The sequence below is a fragment of the Pseudomonas brassicacearum genome, from assembly GCF_918698105.1.
Lineage (GTDB): Bacteria > Pseudomonadota > Gammaproteobacteria > Pseudomonadales > Pseudomonadaceae > Aquipseudomonas > Aquipseudomonas brassicacearum_F.
Map to the genome: position 1 here is coordinate 1 of NZ_CAKKMI010000111.1, position 16,914 is coordinate 16,914.

General features: G+C 60.7%; 19 protein-coding genes. 15 read left to right on the top strand and 4 right to left on the bottom strand.

All coding sequences use genetic code 11. The features are described 5' to 3' along the window. Positions 1–74: 74 nt before the first annotated feature. Positions 75–509 carry a rhodanese-like domain-containing protein gene (locus LQ215_RS27470; protein WP_013692676.1) on the bottom strand — a complete coding sequence of 145 codons (435 nt, stop codon included), beginning with the start codon at positions 507–509 and terminating at the stop codon, positions 75–77. 102 nt (positions 510–611) lie between these two features. Between LQ215_RS27470 and ftrA the strand changes: the two genes are divergently transcribed. Further along, positions 612–1,571 (top strand): transcriptional regulator FtrA, encoded by a 960-nt coding sequence (gene ftrA / locus LQ215_RS27475; protein WP_230153428.1) that lies wholly within the window; start codon positions 612–614, stop codon positions 1,569–1,571. Between the two features lie 177 nt (positions 1,572–1,748). Here ftrA and cobF read toward each other — a convergent pair whose 3' ends face one another. Beyond that, entirely contained in the window at positions 1,749–2,507 is a 759-nt protein-coding gene (gene cobF, locus LQ215_RS27480; RefSeq protein WP_230153429.1) for a precorrin-6A synthase (deacetylating), read from the bottom strand. Further along, positions 2,504–3,082 carry a histidine phosphatase family protein gene (locus tag LQ215_RS27485; RefSeq protein WP_230153430.1) on the bottom strand — a complete coding sequence of 193 codons (579 nt, stop codon included), beginning with the start codon at positions 3,080–3,082 and terminating at the stop codon, positions 2,504–2,506. The genes cobF and LQ215_RS27485 overlap by 4 nt, the downstream gene beginning before the upstream one ends. A 299-nt stretch (positions 3,083–3,381) precedes the next feature. Between LQ215_RS27485 and LQ215_RS27490 the strand changes: the two genes are divergently transcribed. From LQ215_RS27490 to LQ215_RS27545, 12 genes are all read left to right on the top strand, one after another. Next, on the top strand, positions 3,382–4,236 hold the full coding sequence (locus LQ215_RS27490; RefSeq protein ID WP_230153431.1) for a MurR/RpiR family transcriptional regulator: 855 nt from the start codon (positions 3,382–3,384) through the stop codon (positions 4,234–4,236). Positions 4,237–4,238: 2 nt separating this feature from the next. After that, positions 4,239–4,883 carry an isochorismatase family cysteine hydrolase gene (locus LQ215_RS27495; RefSeq protein ID WP_230153432.1) on the top strand — a complete coding sequence of 215 codons (645 nt, stop codon included), beginning with the start codon at positions 4,239–4,241 and terminating at the stop codon, positions 4,881–4,883. Continuing rightward, the gene (locus LQ215_RS27500; RefSeq protein ID WP_230153433.1) at positions 4,880–6,232 is read left to right on the top strand and encodes a glutamine synthetase family protein; all 1,353 of its coding nucleotides are present in this window, start codon (positions 4,880–4,882) and stop codon (positions 6,230–6,232) included. The genes LQ215_RS27495 and LQ215_RS27500 overlap by 4 nt, the downstream gene beginning before the upstream one ends. Next, on the top strand, positions 6,216–6,968 hold the full coding sequence (locus LQ215_RS27505) for an N-formylglutamate amidohydrolase (protein WP_230153434.1): 753 nt from the start codon (positions 6,216–6,218) through the stop codon (positions 6,966–6,968). The genes LQ215_RS27500 and LQ215_RS27505 overlap by 17 nt, the downstream gene beginning before the upstream one ends. 74 nt (positions 6,969–7,042) lie before the next feature. Further along, positions 7,043–8,392: an APC family permease gene (locus tag LQ215_RS27510; RefSeq protein ID WP_230153435.1), complete on the top strand. Its 1,350-nt coding sequence runs from the start codon at positions 7,043–7,045 to the stop codon at positions 8,390–8,392. A 110-nt stretch (positions 8,393–8,502) separates the two neighbouring features. Beyond that, entirely contained in the window at positions 8,503–9,519 is a 1,017-nt protein-coding gene (locus tag LQ215_RS27515; RefSeq protein ID WP_230153436.1) for an arginine N-succinyltransferase, read from the top strand. A gap of 61 nt (positions 9,520–9,580) precedes the next feature. Further along, positions 9,581–10,615, top strand: coding sequence for an arginine N-succinyltransferase (gene astA / locus LQ215_RS27520; RefSeq protein WP_230153437.1), 1,035 nt, complete (start codon positions 9,581–9,583; stop codon positions 10,613–10,615). A gap of 202 nt (positions 10,616–10,817) precedes the next feature. Beyond that, positions 10,818–11,591, top strand: coding sequence for a hypothetical protein (locus LQ215_RS27525; protein ID WP_230153438.1), 774 nt, complete (start codon positions 10,818–10,820; stop codon positions 11,589–11,591). After that, positions 11,588–12,247 (top strand): transposase, encoded by a 660-nt coding sequence (locus LQ215_RS27530; RefSeq protein ID WP_230153439.1) that lies wholly within the window; start codon positions 11,588–11,590, stop codon positions 12,245–12,247. The genes LQ215_RS27525 and LQ215_RS27530 overlap by 4 nt, the downstream gene beginning before the upstream one ends. Positions 12,248–12,265: 18 nt before the next feature. Further along, positions 12,266–12,448 (top strand): hypothetical protein, encoded by a 183-nt coding sequence (locus LQ215_RS27535; RefSeq protein ID WP_230153440.1) that lies wholly within the window; start codon positions 12,266–12,268, stop codon positions 12,446–12,448. 36 nt (positions 12,449–12,484) lie between these two features. Continuing rightward, complete coding sequence (locus LQ215_RS27540; protein ID WP_230153441.1) at positions 12,485–12,664, top strand: hypothetical protein; 180 nt, start codon at positions 12,485–12,487, stop codon at positions 12,662–12,664. Between the two features lie 219 nt (positions 12,665–12,883). Next, positions 12,884–13,753 (top strand): isocitrate lyase/PEP mutase family protein, encoded by an 870-nt coding sequence (locus tag LQ215_RS27545; protein ID WP_003200006.1) that lies wholly within the window; start codon positions 12,884–12,886, stop codon positions 13,751–13,753. Positions 13,754–13,974: 221 nt separating this feature from the next. Here LQ215_RS27545 and LQ215_RS27550 read toward each other — a convergent pair whose 3' ends face one another. Continuing rightward, positions 13,975–15,204, bottom strand: a complete 1,230-nt coding sequence (locus tag LQ215_RS27550) for an acyl-CoA dehydrogenase (protein ID WP_230153442.1) — start codon at positions 15,202–15,204, stop codon at positions 13,975–13,977. 177 nt (positions 15,205–15,381) lie between these two features. Between LQ215_RS27550 and LQ215_RS27555 the strand changes: the two genes are divergently transcribed. Both LQ215_RS27555 and LQ215_RS27560 read left to right on the top strand, forming a co-directional pair. Further along, on the top strand, positions 15,382–16,311 hold the full coding sequence (locus tag LQ215_RS27555; protein WP_003200002.1) for a LysR family transcriptional regulator: 930 nt from the start codon (positions 15,382–15,384) through the stop codon (positions 16,309–16,311). Positions 16,312–16,433: 122 nt separating this feature from the next. Continuing rightward, on the top strand, positions 16,434–16,835 hold the full coding sequence (locus LQ215_RS27560) for a MerR family transcriptional regulator (protein WP_230153443.1): 402 nt from the start codon (positions 16,434–16,436) through the stop codon (positions 16,833–16,835). Positions 16,836–16,914 lie beyond the last annotated feature (79 nt).

A 16,914-nucleotide genomic window follows, 5' to 3' on the forward strand; every position in this document is an offset into this window, starting at 1 on the left:
AGCGTGTCTCAATGCCGAATGTGCCGCCGCCATCGCGAGCAAGCTCGCTCCCACAAAAAGCTGTTTGCGCTGTCTCAGCAGTCGCAGCTGATCGCCTCGTCCGCCATGCGCTCCACTGTGCCGCTCAGGCGAAAGCCTTCATCGAGCCAGCCCATGACACCGCCGATCATTTCCTTGACCGGGTATCCCAACGTTGCCAGGCGCACCGCCGCCTTGTTCGCACCATTGCAATGCGGGCCGGCGCAATACACCACGAACAGCGTGGTCTTGGCATAGGCGGCCAGTGCCTGGGCGGTGAGTGTGCGGGTTGGCAGGTTGATCGCCCCGGGTACGTGGCCGCGTTCGTAGGCCAGTGGTCCGCGTACGTCCACCAGCACAAAATCGATGTCGCCGGCCTGTTGACTGGCGTGAACGTCGGAACAATCGGTTTCGAATGTCAGGCGACGGCTGAAATGCTGCAGGGCGATATCGGAGGGGGCAGCAGGCACTTCGCGAACCAGGCTGGTCATGGGGCGTGTACTCCAGGAGAGATAAGGCGTGAAGAGACTTTATCCCCCTGATGCTTGCCGCTACAGTGGCGCACAAGACACTCTGTGGGAATTTTCCGCCAAATGCAGCCTAACCCTGGTCTGGTCGCGATCCTCGCCTATGACGGCCTGTGTACTTTTGAATTCGGTGTTGCCGTCGAGATCTTCGGCTTGGAGCGACCGGAATTCGCTTTCCCCTGGTACACGCATCGAATCGTCGCGGTCGATGACGGCCCGATGCGCGCCATGGGCGGCTTCCAGGTATTGGCCGATGGCGGCATGGAACTGCTCGAAACCGCCCGGACCATTGTCGTGCCCGGCTGGCGCAGCCGCAACGAGCCACCGTCCCCGGCATTGCTCGAGGCACTGCGCAGGGCCCACGCCCGTGGTGCGCGCCTGCTGTCGATCTGCTCCGGCGCCTTCGTACTCGCCGCCGCCGGGCTGCTCGACGGCCTGGGCGCCACGACGCATTGGCGCTACACCGACGAATTGGCCGCCAGCTTTCCCGCCGTCCGGGTAGACCCGGATGTGCTGTATGTGGATTCAGGACAGGTCATCACCTCGGCGGGCAGCGCCGCCGGTATCGATGCCTGCCTGCACCTGGTGGCACGGGACTTTGGCGTCCAGGTCGCCAACTGCGTGGCACGCCGGTTGGTGATGTCACCGCAACGTACGGGCGGCCAGGCGCAGTTCATTCCCTCGCCGGTCAGCCGCACGCCACGCAGCGACCTGTCGAGCGTCATGCAATGGGCCCGCGAACGCCTGCACGAACCCCTCGGCGTGCGCGAACTGGCCAGCCAGGCGGCCATGAGCGAACGCACCTTCCTGCGCCATTTCACCCAGGCCTGCGGCGTGTCGCCCAAGGCCTGGCTGCAACACGAACGCCTGGCCCGGGCCCGCGAGTTGCTGGAAAGCACCGGGGACAATACCGACAACATCGCGCAACTGTGTGGCTACCGCTCGGTGGAAAGCTTTCGCGTGGCGTTTCGCAGCGTCGTCGGGTTGGCACCGTCGGTGTATCGGGAGCGGTTTGGGCGGGGGTAAGTAGCCTACTGGCGATGGAGCGGTCGAGCACTGTTGTGGCGAGGGGATTTATCCCCGCTGGGCTGCGAAGCGGTCCTTTCAGTTTGTCAGGCCAATTTTCGCAAGGCTTATTAGGGCCGCTTCGCGCCCCAGCGGGGATAAATCCCCTCGCCACAGGTAAGTCCTAGGCACCGATGCTTAACAAAGTTTACGCAACAAGTAAGTATCCATGATCCAGCCATTGGCCTTGCGCGCGGCCTTGCGGGTGCGCTCGATGTCGTCGGCCACGTCTCCCAGGCGACCGGCGATAAGGATCTCATCCGGCGTCCCCACATAGGCTCCCCAGTAGATGTGCGTATCGGGATCGCTTACCTGGCGATAGGCGTCCTCGGCATCGAGCATCACCACCACACTCGCCGCGTCGCCTACCTGCCCCGCCGCCAACCGGCGTCCGGTGGTGATTTCCAGCGAACCGCCAATGCTGGTCAACGGCACTTTATGGCGGGCGGCCAAGGCCTGGACGCTGGTGATGCCGGGGATCACCTCGAATTCAAAGGCGCAGTGGCCAGCGTCGAGGATCGCCTGCAAGATGCGCACGGTACTGTCGTACAACGCCGGATCGCCCCACACCAGAAAACCACCCCGTTGGCCGTCGGACAGTTCTTCATTGATCAAGCGTTCGAAGGTGGCCTGTTTAGCACGGTTCAACGCCTCGACGCTGTCCTTGTAGTCCAGGTCGCCGCGTTGGCGCTCCGGGCTGTAGGCTTCGACGAAACGGTAGGTGCGATCAACGATGTAGCGCCGACAGACTTCGCGCCGCAGGTCCAACAGTTTGTCCTTGGCCGGGCCCTTGTCCATGAGGAAGACCACGTCCAAGCGGTTCAAGGCTTTCACTGCCTGCATCGTCAGCTGATCCGGATCGCCGGCCCCAATGCCGATGACTGACAATTTTTTCATCGCGGCGACTCCTGGTCGGGTCCCTGGGTGCGTAATCGCCATACGCCGTTGAAACGCAACTCGAGGGTGGACAGCGGTTCAATGTCGATCCGGTTGAATGTGGCGGCCGGGCAACCCAGGACATTCACCAGGGCTGCGCGGATCACGAAGGGGTGGGTAACGGCCAGCAGATGCCCTGGCCGGGTTTCCAGACTGGCCAGCCAACTCCCGACACGGCGACACAACTGGGCGACAGATTCACCGCCATGGGGGGCCGCCTCGGCATCGTCGAGCCAGGTCTGCAGGGCTTGCGGTTCAGCCTGGAGCAACTCCTCGATGGACAGCCCGCGCCAGCGTCCCAGATCGCAATCGGCCAGGGCCTGGTCCACCTGGGGTTCGTCGCCGAACAGGATGGCGGTCTGGCGCGTGCGCAGCTCCGGCCCGCATAGCAGTTGCCGGACATTTCGGTAGCTGGGACCGACCTGCGCGCGGCGTGTCAGCCAGTCGGCGTCCAGCGATTCGTCCAAGCCAAAGCATGCCTGCTTCTGGGCACTGGTACGGGCGTGGCAGATCAAGGTCAGACGAGTGGCTTGCACACTGGATTCTCAGGCAATCGGCAGGGTCGCATGGGCGGGATATTCACGCCTTTAGCTGTACAGCACCTTATACGAAATCAAATAAGTGAGACAAAAAGGCGTTATGTCCTACATGGCCAAAAGCATCGACTGACATATCTGATCTACCCAGCCGAGACCAATTCCTACAAGGGTTTCGCACAATTTTGGGGCATTTTAAACGGAACGTAAAAACCACTGGACATGTAGCACCAGCTACATAAATACTGTTTTCAGGAGTTATGAAAGAAATTCAACACCCATCCTGGCAAGGAGCACGGATGCCGCCTCTCAGAGACCTGATCACCGATCCCGGCCTGGTTTTGACGCCGTCGGAACGCAAGGTCGTACGTGCCCTGCTCGATCACTACCCACGCAACGGCCTCGGTCCGATGTCACGCCTGGCAGACCATGCCGGCGTCAGCGACCCGACCATCGTGCGGCTGGTGAAAAAACTCGGGTTTGGCGGTTACGCCGAATTCCAGGATGCGCTGCTCAGTGACATGGACCATCGCCTGCGCTCCCCCCGCACCCTGTTGAAACCGCGGGCCAAATTGCAGCAAGGCGATACCTGGAGCCAGTACCTGGCCGCCAGCCAACGCAACCTCATCGACACCCAGGCCCTGACCCAACCCGAAGACGTGCGCATTCTCGTGCAGTGGCTGCTCGACAGCCGCCATCAGGTGCACTGCTTCGGCGGGCGCTTCAGCAGTTTCCTGGCCCACTACCTGCTCAATCATCTGCGTCTGCTGCGCGCCGGCTGTTTTGCCCTGGAAGACAACGCCCAACTGCCTGACCGGCTGTTCGACGTGCAACGCCAGGACGTGGTGCTGATCTTCGACTACCGTCGCTACCAGGCCCAGGCCCTGCGCGTGGCCAGCGCGGCCAAGGAACGCCACGCCCGGGTCGTGCTGTTCAGCGACGTCTACGCTTCGCCGTTGCGCGAGCTGGCCGACCTGATCATCAGTGCCCCGGTGGAATCGGTCTCGGCCTTCGACAGCCTGGTACCGGCGCTGGCCCAGGTCGAGGCGCTGATTGCCTGCCTGACCCTGCAATGCCCTGAGCTGGCCGAACGCCTGGAAGGCATCGATGCCTTGCGCACGGAATTCAACACGCACCTGTTGGAGGAAAAATAAGGATGTTCTCGCTCCCCCACCGCTCACCGCGGGATCTGCCGTTTACCCGCCAGCACACCGCCTTGCTGCTGGTGGACATGCAACGCGCCTGGCTGGAACCGCACTTCGACGCCCACTTGCACAGCCCCGAGGGCGAGTATTTCATCCAGCGGGCCCGCCAGCAGGTCATCCCCAACCAGCAGCGCTTGCTCAACGCGATGCGCGAAGGGCAGCACAACGTGTTGCACACCCACATCGAAAGCCTCACCGCCGATGGCCGGGACCGTTCCCTGGATCACAAGCTGTCGGACATGCACCTGCCCAAGGGCAGCCCCGAGGCGCAGATCATTGCCGAACTGGCGCCGCAGGAAAACGAAATCGTGCTGCCCAAGACCTCCTCCGGGGTCTTCAATTCCACCAACATCGACTACGTGCTGCGCAACCTGCAGACCCGCCATTTGATTGTCGCCGGCATCGTCACCGACCAGTGCGTCGACATGGCCGTGCGCGACGCCGCCGATCGTGGCTACCTGGTCACGCTGGTGGAAGACGCCTGCGCCACCTACACCGAACAACGCCACCTGGCGTGCCTGAACGCGATCAAGGGCTATTGCTGGATCACCGACACCGACACCGTGCTCACGCGCTTGCAGGAGATGCAGCCATGAGCCGCCTCGATCCTGCCGCCGTCCTCGCCCCGCTGCCCATCACGACCCTGGTGACCACCGACCTGATCGGCGTGACTCGCGGGCGCTCGTTTCCCAGCGACGAATTGCCCCACTACGTCACCGCCGGTTGTGGCTGGGTGCCGGCCAACAGCGCGCTGACGCCCCAGGACATCATCGCCTCGGCCAACCCCTGGGGCGCCTATGGCGACCTGCGGCTGGTGCCGGACCTGTCCAGCCGGGTGACTGTCAACAACGGCCCCGACGCCCAGGCGCCCGCCCTCGACTTCATCCATTGCGACGTGCGCGAGACTGACGGCCAGCCCTGGAGCGCTTGCCCGCGCACACTGTTGCAGAACGAAGTGGCGCGGTATCGCACCGAACTGGGCTTGCAGGTTTTTGCCGCGTTCGAGCATGAATTCAACCTGGTTGCCACGCCTGTGCAGCCTGATCGCCTGGCCTTCAGCCTCCAGGCCCAGCGCCAGCAGGCCGGATTCGCCGGATGGTTGCTCAGCGCCCTGCGGGCCGGCGGCGTCGAGCCGGAAATGTTCCTGCCCGAATACGGCCAGCATCAATACGAGATCACCTGCCGCCCGACCTTGGGCGTGGCCGCTGCCGACCGGGCCGTGAACGTACGGGAAATCACCCGCGAGATCGCCCGGCAAATGGGCCTGGACGTGAGCTTCGCTCCCAAGGCCTCGGCACATGCCGTGTGCAACGGCGTGCATTTGCACCTCAGCCTGCAGAATCTGAGCGCGGACCCGGTGCTGCATGACGCCGCCAGCAGCAACGGCTTGTCCGCCCTCGGCCAGCATTGGGCCGCCGGGGTGCTGCACTATCTGCCTGCACTGTGCGCGCTGACTGCGCCGACGCCGGTGTCCTACGAGCGCCTGCAACCTCATTACTGGAGCGCTTCCTATGCGTGCCTGGGCCAGCGCAACCGCGAAGCGGCGCTGCGCATCTGCCCGACCGTGAGCCTGAGCGGCAAACCGCTGGCAAACCAGTACAACCTGGAGTTCCGCGCCATGGACGCCACCGCCTCGCCGCACCTGGCGATGGCGGCGCTGTTGATTGCCGGGCGACTGGGCATCCAGCAACAGCTGGCATTGAACGCTGTCACCGATGAAATACCCGATGAGCTGGACGAAGCACAACGGCGCGCCCGTGGCATTATCGCCCTGCCGACCACCCTGGCCCAGGCATTGGACTGCCTGCGCCACAGCGGGGCGCTGCTCGATACCCTGCCCGGCCCGTTGGTCGAAACCTACTTCGCCTTGAAGGCCCAGGAGCTGGCCTTGACCGAGGCACTGTCACCTGCCGAGCGTTGTGAGCACTATGCACGAATCTATTGAATGTGCTGAATCGGGCCTCTATACCAGGCCCCCCTACCGACTGACCCGGGAGGCGTCCGAACACCCGGTGGTGCTGGTGTGCGAACACGCCAGCCGCTTCATTCCCGATGCGCTGAACGACCTGGGCCTGGATGAAACGGCCTCCCAGGAGCACATTGCCTGGGACATCGGTGCCTTGGCCTTGGCCGAACGCCTGTCCGAAACCCTCGGCGCGACGTTGCTGTCTGCCAACTACTCACGGCTGTTGATCGACCTCAACCGTCCGCTGCACGTACCCGACAGCATTCCGGCCCAGAGTGAGATCTACCAGGTTCCGGGTAACCATGCCCTGGACGAAGCCACGCGCGAATATCGCCAGCACTGCCTGTTCCATCCCTTTCATGATCGGTTGCGGGCGTTGATCGACGAACGCCTGGCCGCCAATCGACCGGTGCGCGTGGTCGGCATCCACAGTTTCACCCCGGTGTTCTATGGCCAGCCGCGCGCCCTCGAAGCGGGCGTGCTGTTCGGCGAAGCCAAGGAATACGCCCAGCACATTGTCGACGGGCTGAGCCGGCATTCGCTGCGGGCAGCGGGCAACCAGCCCTACAAAATCAACCCCTTGACCGACATGACAGTCCCGGTGCACGGCGATGGCCGCGGCCTGGATTCGGTGTTGATCGAAGTGCGCAACGACCAACTGCGCAGCGCCGAGGGGGTACGGACCTGGAGCGCCTACCTGGCGCCCCTGCTGTAGCGCGGCAGCGGCAATCTTCCAGCGACAGACAGCAAGCAAGAGCAACCCCACACAGCTGAAAAGGAAAACGGCTCATGAGCATCGAGGCATTTGGCTACAAACAGGAATTGAAACGCGGCCTGTCGCTGACAGACCTGGTGGTGTACGGGATGATTTTCATGATCCCCATCGCCCCGTTCGGCGTGTATGGCTATGTCAACGCCGAGGCCCCGGGGATGGTGCCGCTGGCGTACATCATCGGCATGGTGGCGATGCTGTTTACTGCCTTGAGCTACGGCAGCATGGCCCGGGCCTTTCCGGTGGCAGGTTCGGTCTATTCCTACGCGCAACGGGGCCTTAACCCACACGTCGGGTTCATCGCCGGCTGGCTGATGCTGCTGGACTACCTGCTGATCCCGCCGCTGCTCTATGTCTACGCCGCCATGGCGCTGAACCATTTGTACCCGGACATCCCCAAGGTCGGTTTCATCCTGGCCTTCCTGGTGAGCGCGACCTTCGTCAACCTGCGCGGCATCACCTTCACCGCGCGGATGAACATCATTTTCCTATTGGCGCAGCTGGTGGTGCTGGGGATTTTCCTGTTCTATGCCTGGAACGCCCTGCACGGCGGGGCCGGTAACGGCCAACTGACCCTGGCGCCGCTGTACAGCCCGGAACATTTCAACTTCGCCTTGCTGATGCAAGCCGTGTCCATCGCGGTATTGTCGTTCCTGGGCTTCGACGCCATTTCCACCCTCGCTGAAGAGATCAAGGACGACCCGGGCCGCAGCGTCGGCAAGGCTGCCCTGGTGACCTTGCTGGTGATGGGCGCGATCTTCGTGGTGCAGACCTGGATCGCCACGGACCTGGCCGCCGGCATGGGTTTCAAGTCTGCCGACACCGCATTCTATGAAATCGCCGAGCTGGCGGCCGGCAGCTGGCTGGCCACCTTGACCGCGGTTGCCACGGCCCTGGCCTGGGGCGTGGCCGTGGCGATCACCTCGCAGGCGGCGGTATCGCGCCTGTTGTTCGGCATGGCCCGGGACGGCCAGTTGCCCAAGGTGCTGGCCAAAGTCCATCCGACCCACAACACCCCGTACCTGAGCATTTACCTGGTGGCAGTGCTGTCGCTGTTGATCTGCTACCTGTTCATCGACGCCGTGGACACCCTCACCTCCCTGGTCAACTTTGGCGCCCTGAGCGGCTTCATGTTGCTGCACATCACGGTCATCAACCATTACTGGCGCCGCCAGCAGTCCGGCCAACTGATTCGCCACGTGATTTGCCCACTGATCGGCTTCGTGATCGTCGCGGCCATCATGTACAACATGGGCGTGGCTGCGCAGAAGCTCGGCCTGATCTGGATCGCCGCGGGCGTGGTCTATCTGTGTGTGCTCAACAAATTCGGCAACCCTGGCACCGTGCCCGATCCGGCCGGTCAGTGAGGGCCCGCGGCTGAAGGATTCGGCCAATCGTGGTTACAACGCGTGGACATCGACAGTGATCGTCAAGCCCGGTGCTGGTCACCGGGCTCTCTGGAACAGGAGTGCAATCCATGCTGGCCTTACGTCCAGTTCAATTAACCGACCTGCCGCAACTGCAACAATTGGCGCGTGACAGCCTGGTGGGTGTCACGTCGCTGCCGGACGATATCGCGCGCCTGGAGGAAAAGATTCTCGACTCGTGCGCCTCGTTCGAGACCAATGTGCAGGGCCCTGGCGCGGAGAATTATTTGTTTGTCTTGGAAGACCAGGCGTCCGGACGGCTGGTCGGTTGTTCGGAAATTCTCTCCAGCACCGGTTGTAACGAACCGTTCTACAGCCTGCGCAACCGGCCATTTTCCAGCGAGTCCCGGGAGCTGAATATCCAGCATGGCGTGCCCGCGCTGTCGCTGTGCCAGGATCTCAGCGGACAGACGCTGCTGCGTGGCTTCCACATCGACGCCGAACGGGTGCGCACGCCGGAATCGGAGCTGCTGTCCCGGGCCCGGCTGATGTTCATCGCCGCCCATCCCCAGCGCTTTGCCGAATCGGTCATCACCGAAATCGTCGGTTTCAGCAGCGATGACGGCCAGTCGCCCTTCTGGGACGCCATCGGCCAGCACTTTTTTGACCTGCCCTACGTCGAAGCCGAGCGACTGTGTGGTTTGCAGAGCCGGACCTTTCTCGCCGAGCTGATGCCACAGTACCCGATCTACGTGCCCATGCTGCCGCCAGCGGCCCAGGCCTGCATCGGCCGGGTGCATCCCGACGGCCAGGAAGCCTTCGACATCCTGGCGCGCGAAGGTTTCGAGACCAACAGCTACGTCGACATCTTCGACGGTGGACCGACCTTGCATGCCCGTATCGCCAACATCCGCTCCATCACGCAAAGTCGCACCACTACGGCCAGGCAGAGCCCTCAGATTGACGCACGGGGCGAGTACCTGGTGAGCAACGACAGCCTTGGAAACTTCCGGGCCATCGTCGCCGAGCTGGACGTCGATGCCGATGGCCCGGTGGCCCTGTCTGTCGCCATGCTGACAGCCCTGGACATCCAGGATGGCGCGCGGGTCCGGGTGATTGCCCTATGAACCTCACTCGATCCCATGGCTTGCACCGACGTTTGGACCGACACGATGAAGGAGCTGCAGCATGATTGTCCGTCCGGTCGCCATCACCGATCTGCCCGCTTTGCTGGACCTGGCCCGTTGCGCGGGCCCGGGGTTTACCAGCCTGCCGGCCAACGAAGAGCGCCTGGCCCACCGTATTCGCTGGGCCCAACGGACCTTCGCCGGGCAAGTCGAACGTGCTGACGCCGATTACCTGTTCGTGCTCGAAGACGATGATCGGCAGGTGGTGGGCATCAGTGCCCTGACCGGCGCGGTCGGGTTGCGCGAGCCCTGGTACAACTATCGGGTCGGGCTGACGGTCAGCTCGGCGCCGGAGCTGGGGATCCAGCGACAGATCCCGACCCTGTTCCTCAACAACGAGATGTCCGGGCAATCGGAAATCTGCTCGTTGTTCCTGCACCCCGAGCAACGTCGCGGTCACCACGGGCGCCTGCTGTCCCTGGCGCGCCTGCTGTTCGTGGCCGAGTTCCCCCAACTGTTCGGCGAAAAACTGATCGCCGAACTGCGCGGCCATGCCGACGAACGAGGCTGTTCGCCGTTCTGGGACAGCCTGGGACGGCATTTTTTCAAGAAGGATTTCAGCTACGCCGATCAGTTGTCCGGCATGGGCAACAAGTCGTTCATCGCCGAGCTGATGCCACGCCAGCCGCTGTATACGTGCCTGCTCACCGAACAGGCCCAGGCGGCGATCGGCAAGGCTCACCCGAACACCGAGCCGGCCCTGAAAATCCTCAGTGCCGAAGGGTTCAGCCATAAGGGCTACATCGACATCTTTGACGGCGGCCCGGTGATCGAGGCGCCAGTCTCGAAGATCCGTACCGTGCGCGACAGCCAGATGCTGACCCTGGTCATTGGTACCCCGGACGAACAGGCACCGGTGTGGCTGATCCACAACCGGCGCCAGGAAAATTGCCGTGTAACCTGCGCCCGTGCGCACCAGCATGGCCATACGCTGCTCGTCGATCGCCTCACCGCCAAACGCCTGCAAGTACAACCGGGTGATACGGTGCGCGCCGTGGCATTGCCCAGGCAATGGCGACAGACCGAGGCGGCGTAGCTCCCGGCTTCCCGTCCTGGCACTTTTTCCCCTCGCGCAATGTGAGGACGAAGCGATTGAAGCAAATAAAAAAACAACTTTTCTTACACGCCAGAAAGCGCCCTGATAGTCGACCAGCAATACTTATCGACAATTACAACGTTGCCCTCCTATCCACCCAACTCCATACTTTCCAAACCGAACCACTGCAACGAAAACGATCATGATAAAAAAACTAATTACCAAGAAATTTTCGCCGACGCATATAGCGAAAACAATCAAAACATTGGACATGACGTCAGAAACAAAGCAATTGATTTCCCAACTGATCGACAATCCCGAGTTCTCCAAGGAATCACTCCGGCGGGCGACAATCATGAACATCACCAACGTTCATACCGGAACCCTGATACTGCACCAGACGAGCACAGGCAATATAAGTATCAAATCCGGCACATTTGATTCTAGCTCGTCACCGCTGTACTCGGTGCCTGGCCAAAGCATTTTATTCGCGCTTGATCGACCCTTCGAAATCCAGCGATACACTATCCATGAACATCGCATCGAAAAAACGGACAGGGTTATGATCGACAAAAAAAATCCGTTAATCATTGACGGCCGCCATACTTTATTCGATTACATACAAACCCACCGTAAGCCGGCCAAGCTGACAGGTCGAATCAATTTGCCAGACAGAGCTGCGGACATCAGCGTATTCGATCGTATTACCCTGCGCAAAATAGCCTGGCTGCCCCACGACGAAAGCGCTGCCCGTTATTTGACCAGCCTCGAGCTGCTTGAAACAATCCAAGACCCCGGCAGTGCCAAAGTTGCCGAGGAGCTGGTCTATCACTATCACCCCGCCGTGGTATGGAAGGCCTTCCAAATACTCTACCAGGCTGACCGCCATAAGGCGTTGACGCACATTCCGCTGTTGAAAAAACACAAGAGTGCGCGCCTCGACAGTTTGCTTCATCCGCTGGAGCAGGCGGCATGAAGCTGGACACCTTCATAGAACGCATAAAAACATATGATCTGCTGCGAGACAAAGCTGATGTCATAGAAGACTTGCGCCAGCTGGCCTCGAATCGCTCTATTCTGAGTCAACATCTTCATGCCGTGATCCAAGCAGACGGATTCGCCATTCGTAATAGCCTTTACAATGCTTATGCGTTTGTGTTGCACAGCAATGATGAGTTCACCCTCCGTCTGGGATTCTGGGCACCCGTAGAAACCCATGACGAGAGTGAAACATTCATTTACGACCTCAACCACAATCATGATTTCGACATGTATGCGGTCGGCTATAGCGGAGATGGATACACGACAATCATTCGTGAAATTCTTGATGAGCTTCCATTACAAATGGGCAAGGCGCCGCGACTAGGCACAGAGCGAGCTGTAAAACTGGCGCCAGGCGAAGCGATATTCATGCCCGCCTTGCGAGAAGTTCACAGACAGATTGCACCTCGGTTAATGTCCGCATCGTTGAGTTTGCTTATTCATCCGAAATTTTCAATCAGAGCCGATGAAGCCTGGTGTTTCGATCATAATTACAAGCCGCTTTACCCTGGCATAGCTTCGCAAGAAACAGCGCTATTTACCGATACGCTGTCCTTGCTCAATGCGGGGCAGTCATTGGCTGCCCTATAATCTAAAAGAGAAATAAAAATGAACAACCTGATGAGTCACTGGGATGAAGTGCCATTGCTGCGAGCCGGTGCCTGCGTGGCCGATACCGCGACACAGCTGTCTAACGAGATTCATTGTGGAGGATTTATACCCCGCTACAGCGTCGGGAACATCCATGAGATAAAGAAGATCTGGAATGCGGCTGCCGTTGAGTCTATCTAGCCATTGCTTTCTCACTACAAACAGGTAAATAAGAACATGCAAATATCACTGAAAAGCTGGGAAAAATCCCCACTGCTGCGTGCAAGTACGAATGTCTTGGACACCCCCATCAAGATCATGGGCGGCGCCCCTTGCGTGTCGCCGTTCACACCTCGCCTTAACGTAGGCAACATCCATGAAATCAAGCAGTTCTGGAACGCACCGATTCAAAACTGACACCCTGTGGGTCAAGCCCACCCAAGATTAACAACATGTAACTAAGCGCCATCCTGCCAGGCTGCAGACCTTCTCGGTCTGCGGCCTTTTTTCTGGTGCAATGAAAAGCATGACCTATGCGCATTCGTCATCATCTTTATCCCTGCCACGTGATAGCCTTTGGGTCTTTCGGCGTTGACACTTTTGCTCAAGCCTTTCCATTCCATTGGTGGAACTCATATGTCCAGGCTTTCCCATCAAGATTTGCGTCGCAACTTTCGCCAACTGCTGGCTTCCAACACCTGCTACCACACCGCCTCGGTGTTCGACCCAATGTCGGCGCGCATTGCCGCGGACCTGGGTTTTGAAGTCGGCATCCTCGGAGGATCGGTGGCGTCGTTGCAAGTATTGGGCGCGCCGGACTTCGCCCTGATCACCCTCAGCGAATTTGCCGAACAGGCCACTCGCATCGGCCGCGTGGCCCAGCTGCCGGTCATTGCCGACGCCGACCACGGGTACGGCAATGCCCTGAACGTGATGCGCACCATCGTCGAACTGGAACGGGCCGGCATCGCCGCGCTGACCATCGAGGACACCTTGCTGCCGGCCCAGTTCGGGCGTAAATCCACCGACCTGATCGGCGTCGCAGAAGGTGTCGGCAAGATTCGTGCGGCGCTGGAGGCGCGCGTCGATCCGGAAATGGCGATCATCGCCCGGACCAACGCCGCGATTCTGCCGGTCCAGGAGATCATCAGCCGTACCCAGCAATATGAGCGTGCCGGGGCGGACGGGATTTGCATGGTGGGCGTGCAAGACTTCGATCATCTGGAAAAGATCAGCGAAAACCTGACCGTGCCGCTGATGCTTGTCACTTATGGCAACCCGTTGCTGCGCGACGACAAGCGCCTGGCCGAGTTGGGCGTGCGCGTGACCATCGACGGCCACGGCGCCTATTTCGCCGCGATCAAGGCGACCTACGACAGCCTTCGCGAACAACGGCAGATCTTCACCCAGGCTTCGGACCTGAGCGCCACCGAACTGACCCACACCTACACCCAACCCGAGGACTACATCCGCTGGGCCGAGGAGTACATGAGCGTCAAGGAGTAAGCGGATTCGCTATTCAGGAGGCCGCCATCGCGAGCAAGCTCGCTCCCACAGTGGGTTTGCGGTGAGACGTATATCTCGGGCACACACCCATTCCCTGTGGGAGCGAGCTTGCTCGCGATGGCGTCGTGTCAGTTTGCATCAATATTGAATGTGCATCAGTCTTCGCGAGCAGGCTCGCTCCCACAGGGTTTTACAACTCATGTGGGAGGCCAGACGAACCTTCAGCGCCCGCTACGCAACATCTCCCTGGGCACGTACTTGCCGATCTCGAACTTGCCGATGGCGGCGCGGTGGACTTCATCCGGGCCGTCAGCCAGGCGCAGGGTGCGTTGCATGGCGTACATATAGGCCAGCGGGAAATCGTTGGAGACCCCGGCGCCGCCGTGGATCTGGATCGCCCGGTCGATGACCTTCAAAGCCACGTTTGGCGCGACGACCTTGATCTGGGCGATTTCGCTCTTCGCCACTTTATTGCCGACCGTGTCCATCATGTACGCCGCCTTCAACGTCAGCAGGCGCGCCATGTCGATTTCCATCCGCGAGTCGGCAATCTTGTCGATGTTACCGCCCAGGCGCGCCAACGGCTGGCCGAAGGCGGTGCGGCTGGCGGCACGCTTGCACATCAATTCCAATGCGCGCTCGGCCATGCCGATCGAACGCATGCAGTGATGAATCCGGCCCGGGCCAAGGCGGCCCTGGGCAATTTCAAAGCCGCGTCCTTCACCCAGCAGGACGTTTTCGTACGGCACCCGCACGTTCTCGAACAGCACTTCGGCATGCCCGTGCGGCGCATCGTCGTAGCCGAACACCGGCAGCGGCCGGACGATCTTGACCCCGGGGGTGTCCACCGGCACCAGGATCATCGAGTGCTGGGCATGGCGTGGCGCATCAGGGTTGCTCAGGCCCATGAAGATCAGGATCTTGCAACGCGGGTCGCAGGCCCCTGAGGTCCACCACTTCTTGCCATTGATGACCCACTGGTCGCCGTCGCGCTCGGCTCGGGCGGCCATGTTGGTGGCGTCCGAGGAAGCAACGTCCGGCTCGGTCATGGCAAAAGCCGAGCGGATCTCGCCGCGCAGCAGTGGCTCGAGCCAGCGTTGCTTTTGTTCTTCATTGGCGTAGCGCACCAGCACTTCCATGTTGCCGGTGTCCGGCGCCGAGCAATTGAACGGCTCCGGTCCCAGCAACGAGCGCCCCATGATCTCTGCCAGCGGCGCGTATTCCAGGTTGGTCAGGCCGGCACCCAGTTCGGACTCAGGCAGAAACAGGTTCCACAGGCCTTCTGCCTTGGCCTTGGCCTTGAGCTCTTCCATGATGGCCGTGGGTTGCCAGCGATCACCTTCGGCCACTTGCCGTTCGAACACGGCTTCGGCCGGGTAGACGTAGGCATCCATGAACGCCGTGACGCGTTCACGCAGTTCCTGAACCTTGGGGGAATAGGCAAAATCCATGAGCAGCACCTTCTTGGCAGAGGTTGTTTTAGGTCATGAAATCGATGCTAGTTCAGCTACGAAAATTTACCTAACCTATTCTCGGCGTGTATTAACATTCATCACCGATATATGTTTCACTGATTCTCATCGCCACCCGGCACCTCACAACAAGCCCAAGAACAAGAGTGCAGCGCCATGAATCTGAGCAAGGTCGACCTCAACCTTTTCATTGTCTTCGATGCGATCTACACCGAAGCCAACCTGACCCGCGCCGGGCAGATCGTCGGCATCACTCAGCCGGCCGTGTCCAATGCCCTGGCGCGTCTGCGCGAGACCTTCAACGACCCGCTCTTCGTGCGCACCGCCCAAGGGATGGTGCCGACGCCCATGGCCCAGAACATCATCGGTCCGGTGCGCAACGCCTTGTCGCTGCTGCGGGTGTCGGTACAGGAAAGCCGGATCTTCAACCCGCTGCAGGCGGTCAAGACCTACCGCATCAGCATGACCGACCTCACCGAAGGCGTGATCCTGCCGCTGCTGTTCCAGCGCCTGCGTCGCCTGGCGCCGACCGTGGCGATCGAGAGCTTCCTTTCCAAGCGCCGTGAAACCACCAAGGAACTGGCCGCCGGCCGTCTCGACTTCGCCGTGGACGCACCACTCAACACCGACCCGCAGGTCCGCCACGTCAAGTTGATGGAAGATCGCTACGTCTGCGCCATGCGCAAGGGCCATCCGTTGGCGGGCAAGGAAAAGATCAGCCTCGATGATTACCTGGCACAGACCCACGTGCATATTTCCAGCCGCCGCAACGGGCTGGGTTATGTCGACCTGGCCCTCGGCAAGATGGGTATCCAGCGCAAGATCGCCCTGCGCTCCCAGCATTACCTGATGGCCTCCCAGGTCCTGCAACAAACGGACATGGTCATGACCGTCCCCGAGCGCTTTGCCCGTCGTCACGATCTGCATGCCTTCCTGTTACCGGTCAACGATGTGCCACCGGTGGAAACCCACCTCTATTGGCACGAAAGCACCGACCAGGACCCGGCCAACCGCTGGATGCGCGAGCAGATGATTGAGCTGTGCCAGCAGGTCACGGCCCATGAGAAGAAGCTCGACAAGGTTTAGAAGATCTAAATTGTGGGAGCGAGCTTGCTCCCACAGGGTTTTGTGTGCAGAACCTCATTGCTTGACGCGAACGTCAACCTGCCTTTAGCTTAGCGCCAGCCCCTTTCGTTTCGAGCGCTTCCATGAGCAGCCAGACCTACAGCATCTCCGACCTCGCCCGCGAACTGGATATCACCACCCGGGCCATTCGCTTCTATGAAGAACAAGGCCTGTTGAGCCCGGAGCGACGGGGCCAGGAGCGCGTTTATTCGCCGCGGGACAAGGTCAGCCTGAAGCTGATCCTGCGTGGCAAGCGCATTGGCTTTTCCCTGGCCGAGTGCCGCGAGTTGATCGAACTCTACGACCCCACCAGCGGCAATCAGAAACAGTTGCACAGCATGCTGGCCAAAATCGCCGAACGCCGGGAACAGCTCGAACAGCAATTGCTGGACATCGAACAGATGAAGCTGGAACTCGACACCGCCGAAGAACGCTGCATCCAGGCGCTGGAGCAGACGATCAAGGGCGAGGAAATCGTCCAGTAACGACACAATTCCATTGTGGGAGCGAGCCTGCTCGCGATAGCGATGTAACTGACAACATCAATGTTGACTGACATACCGC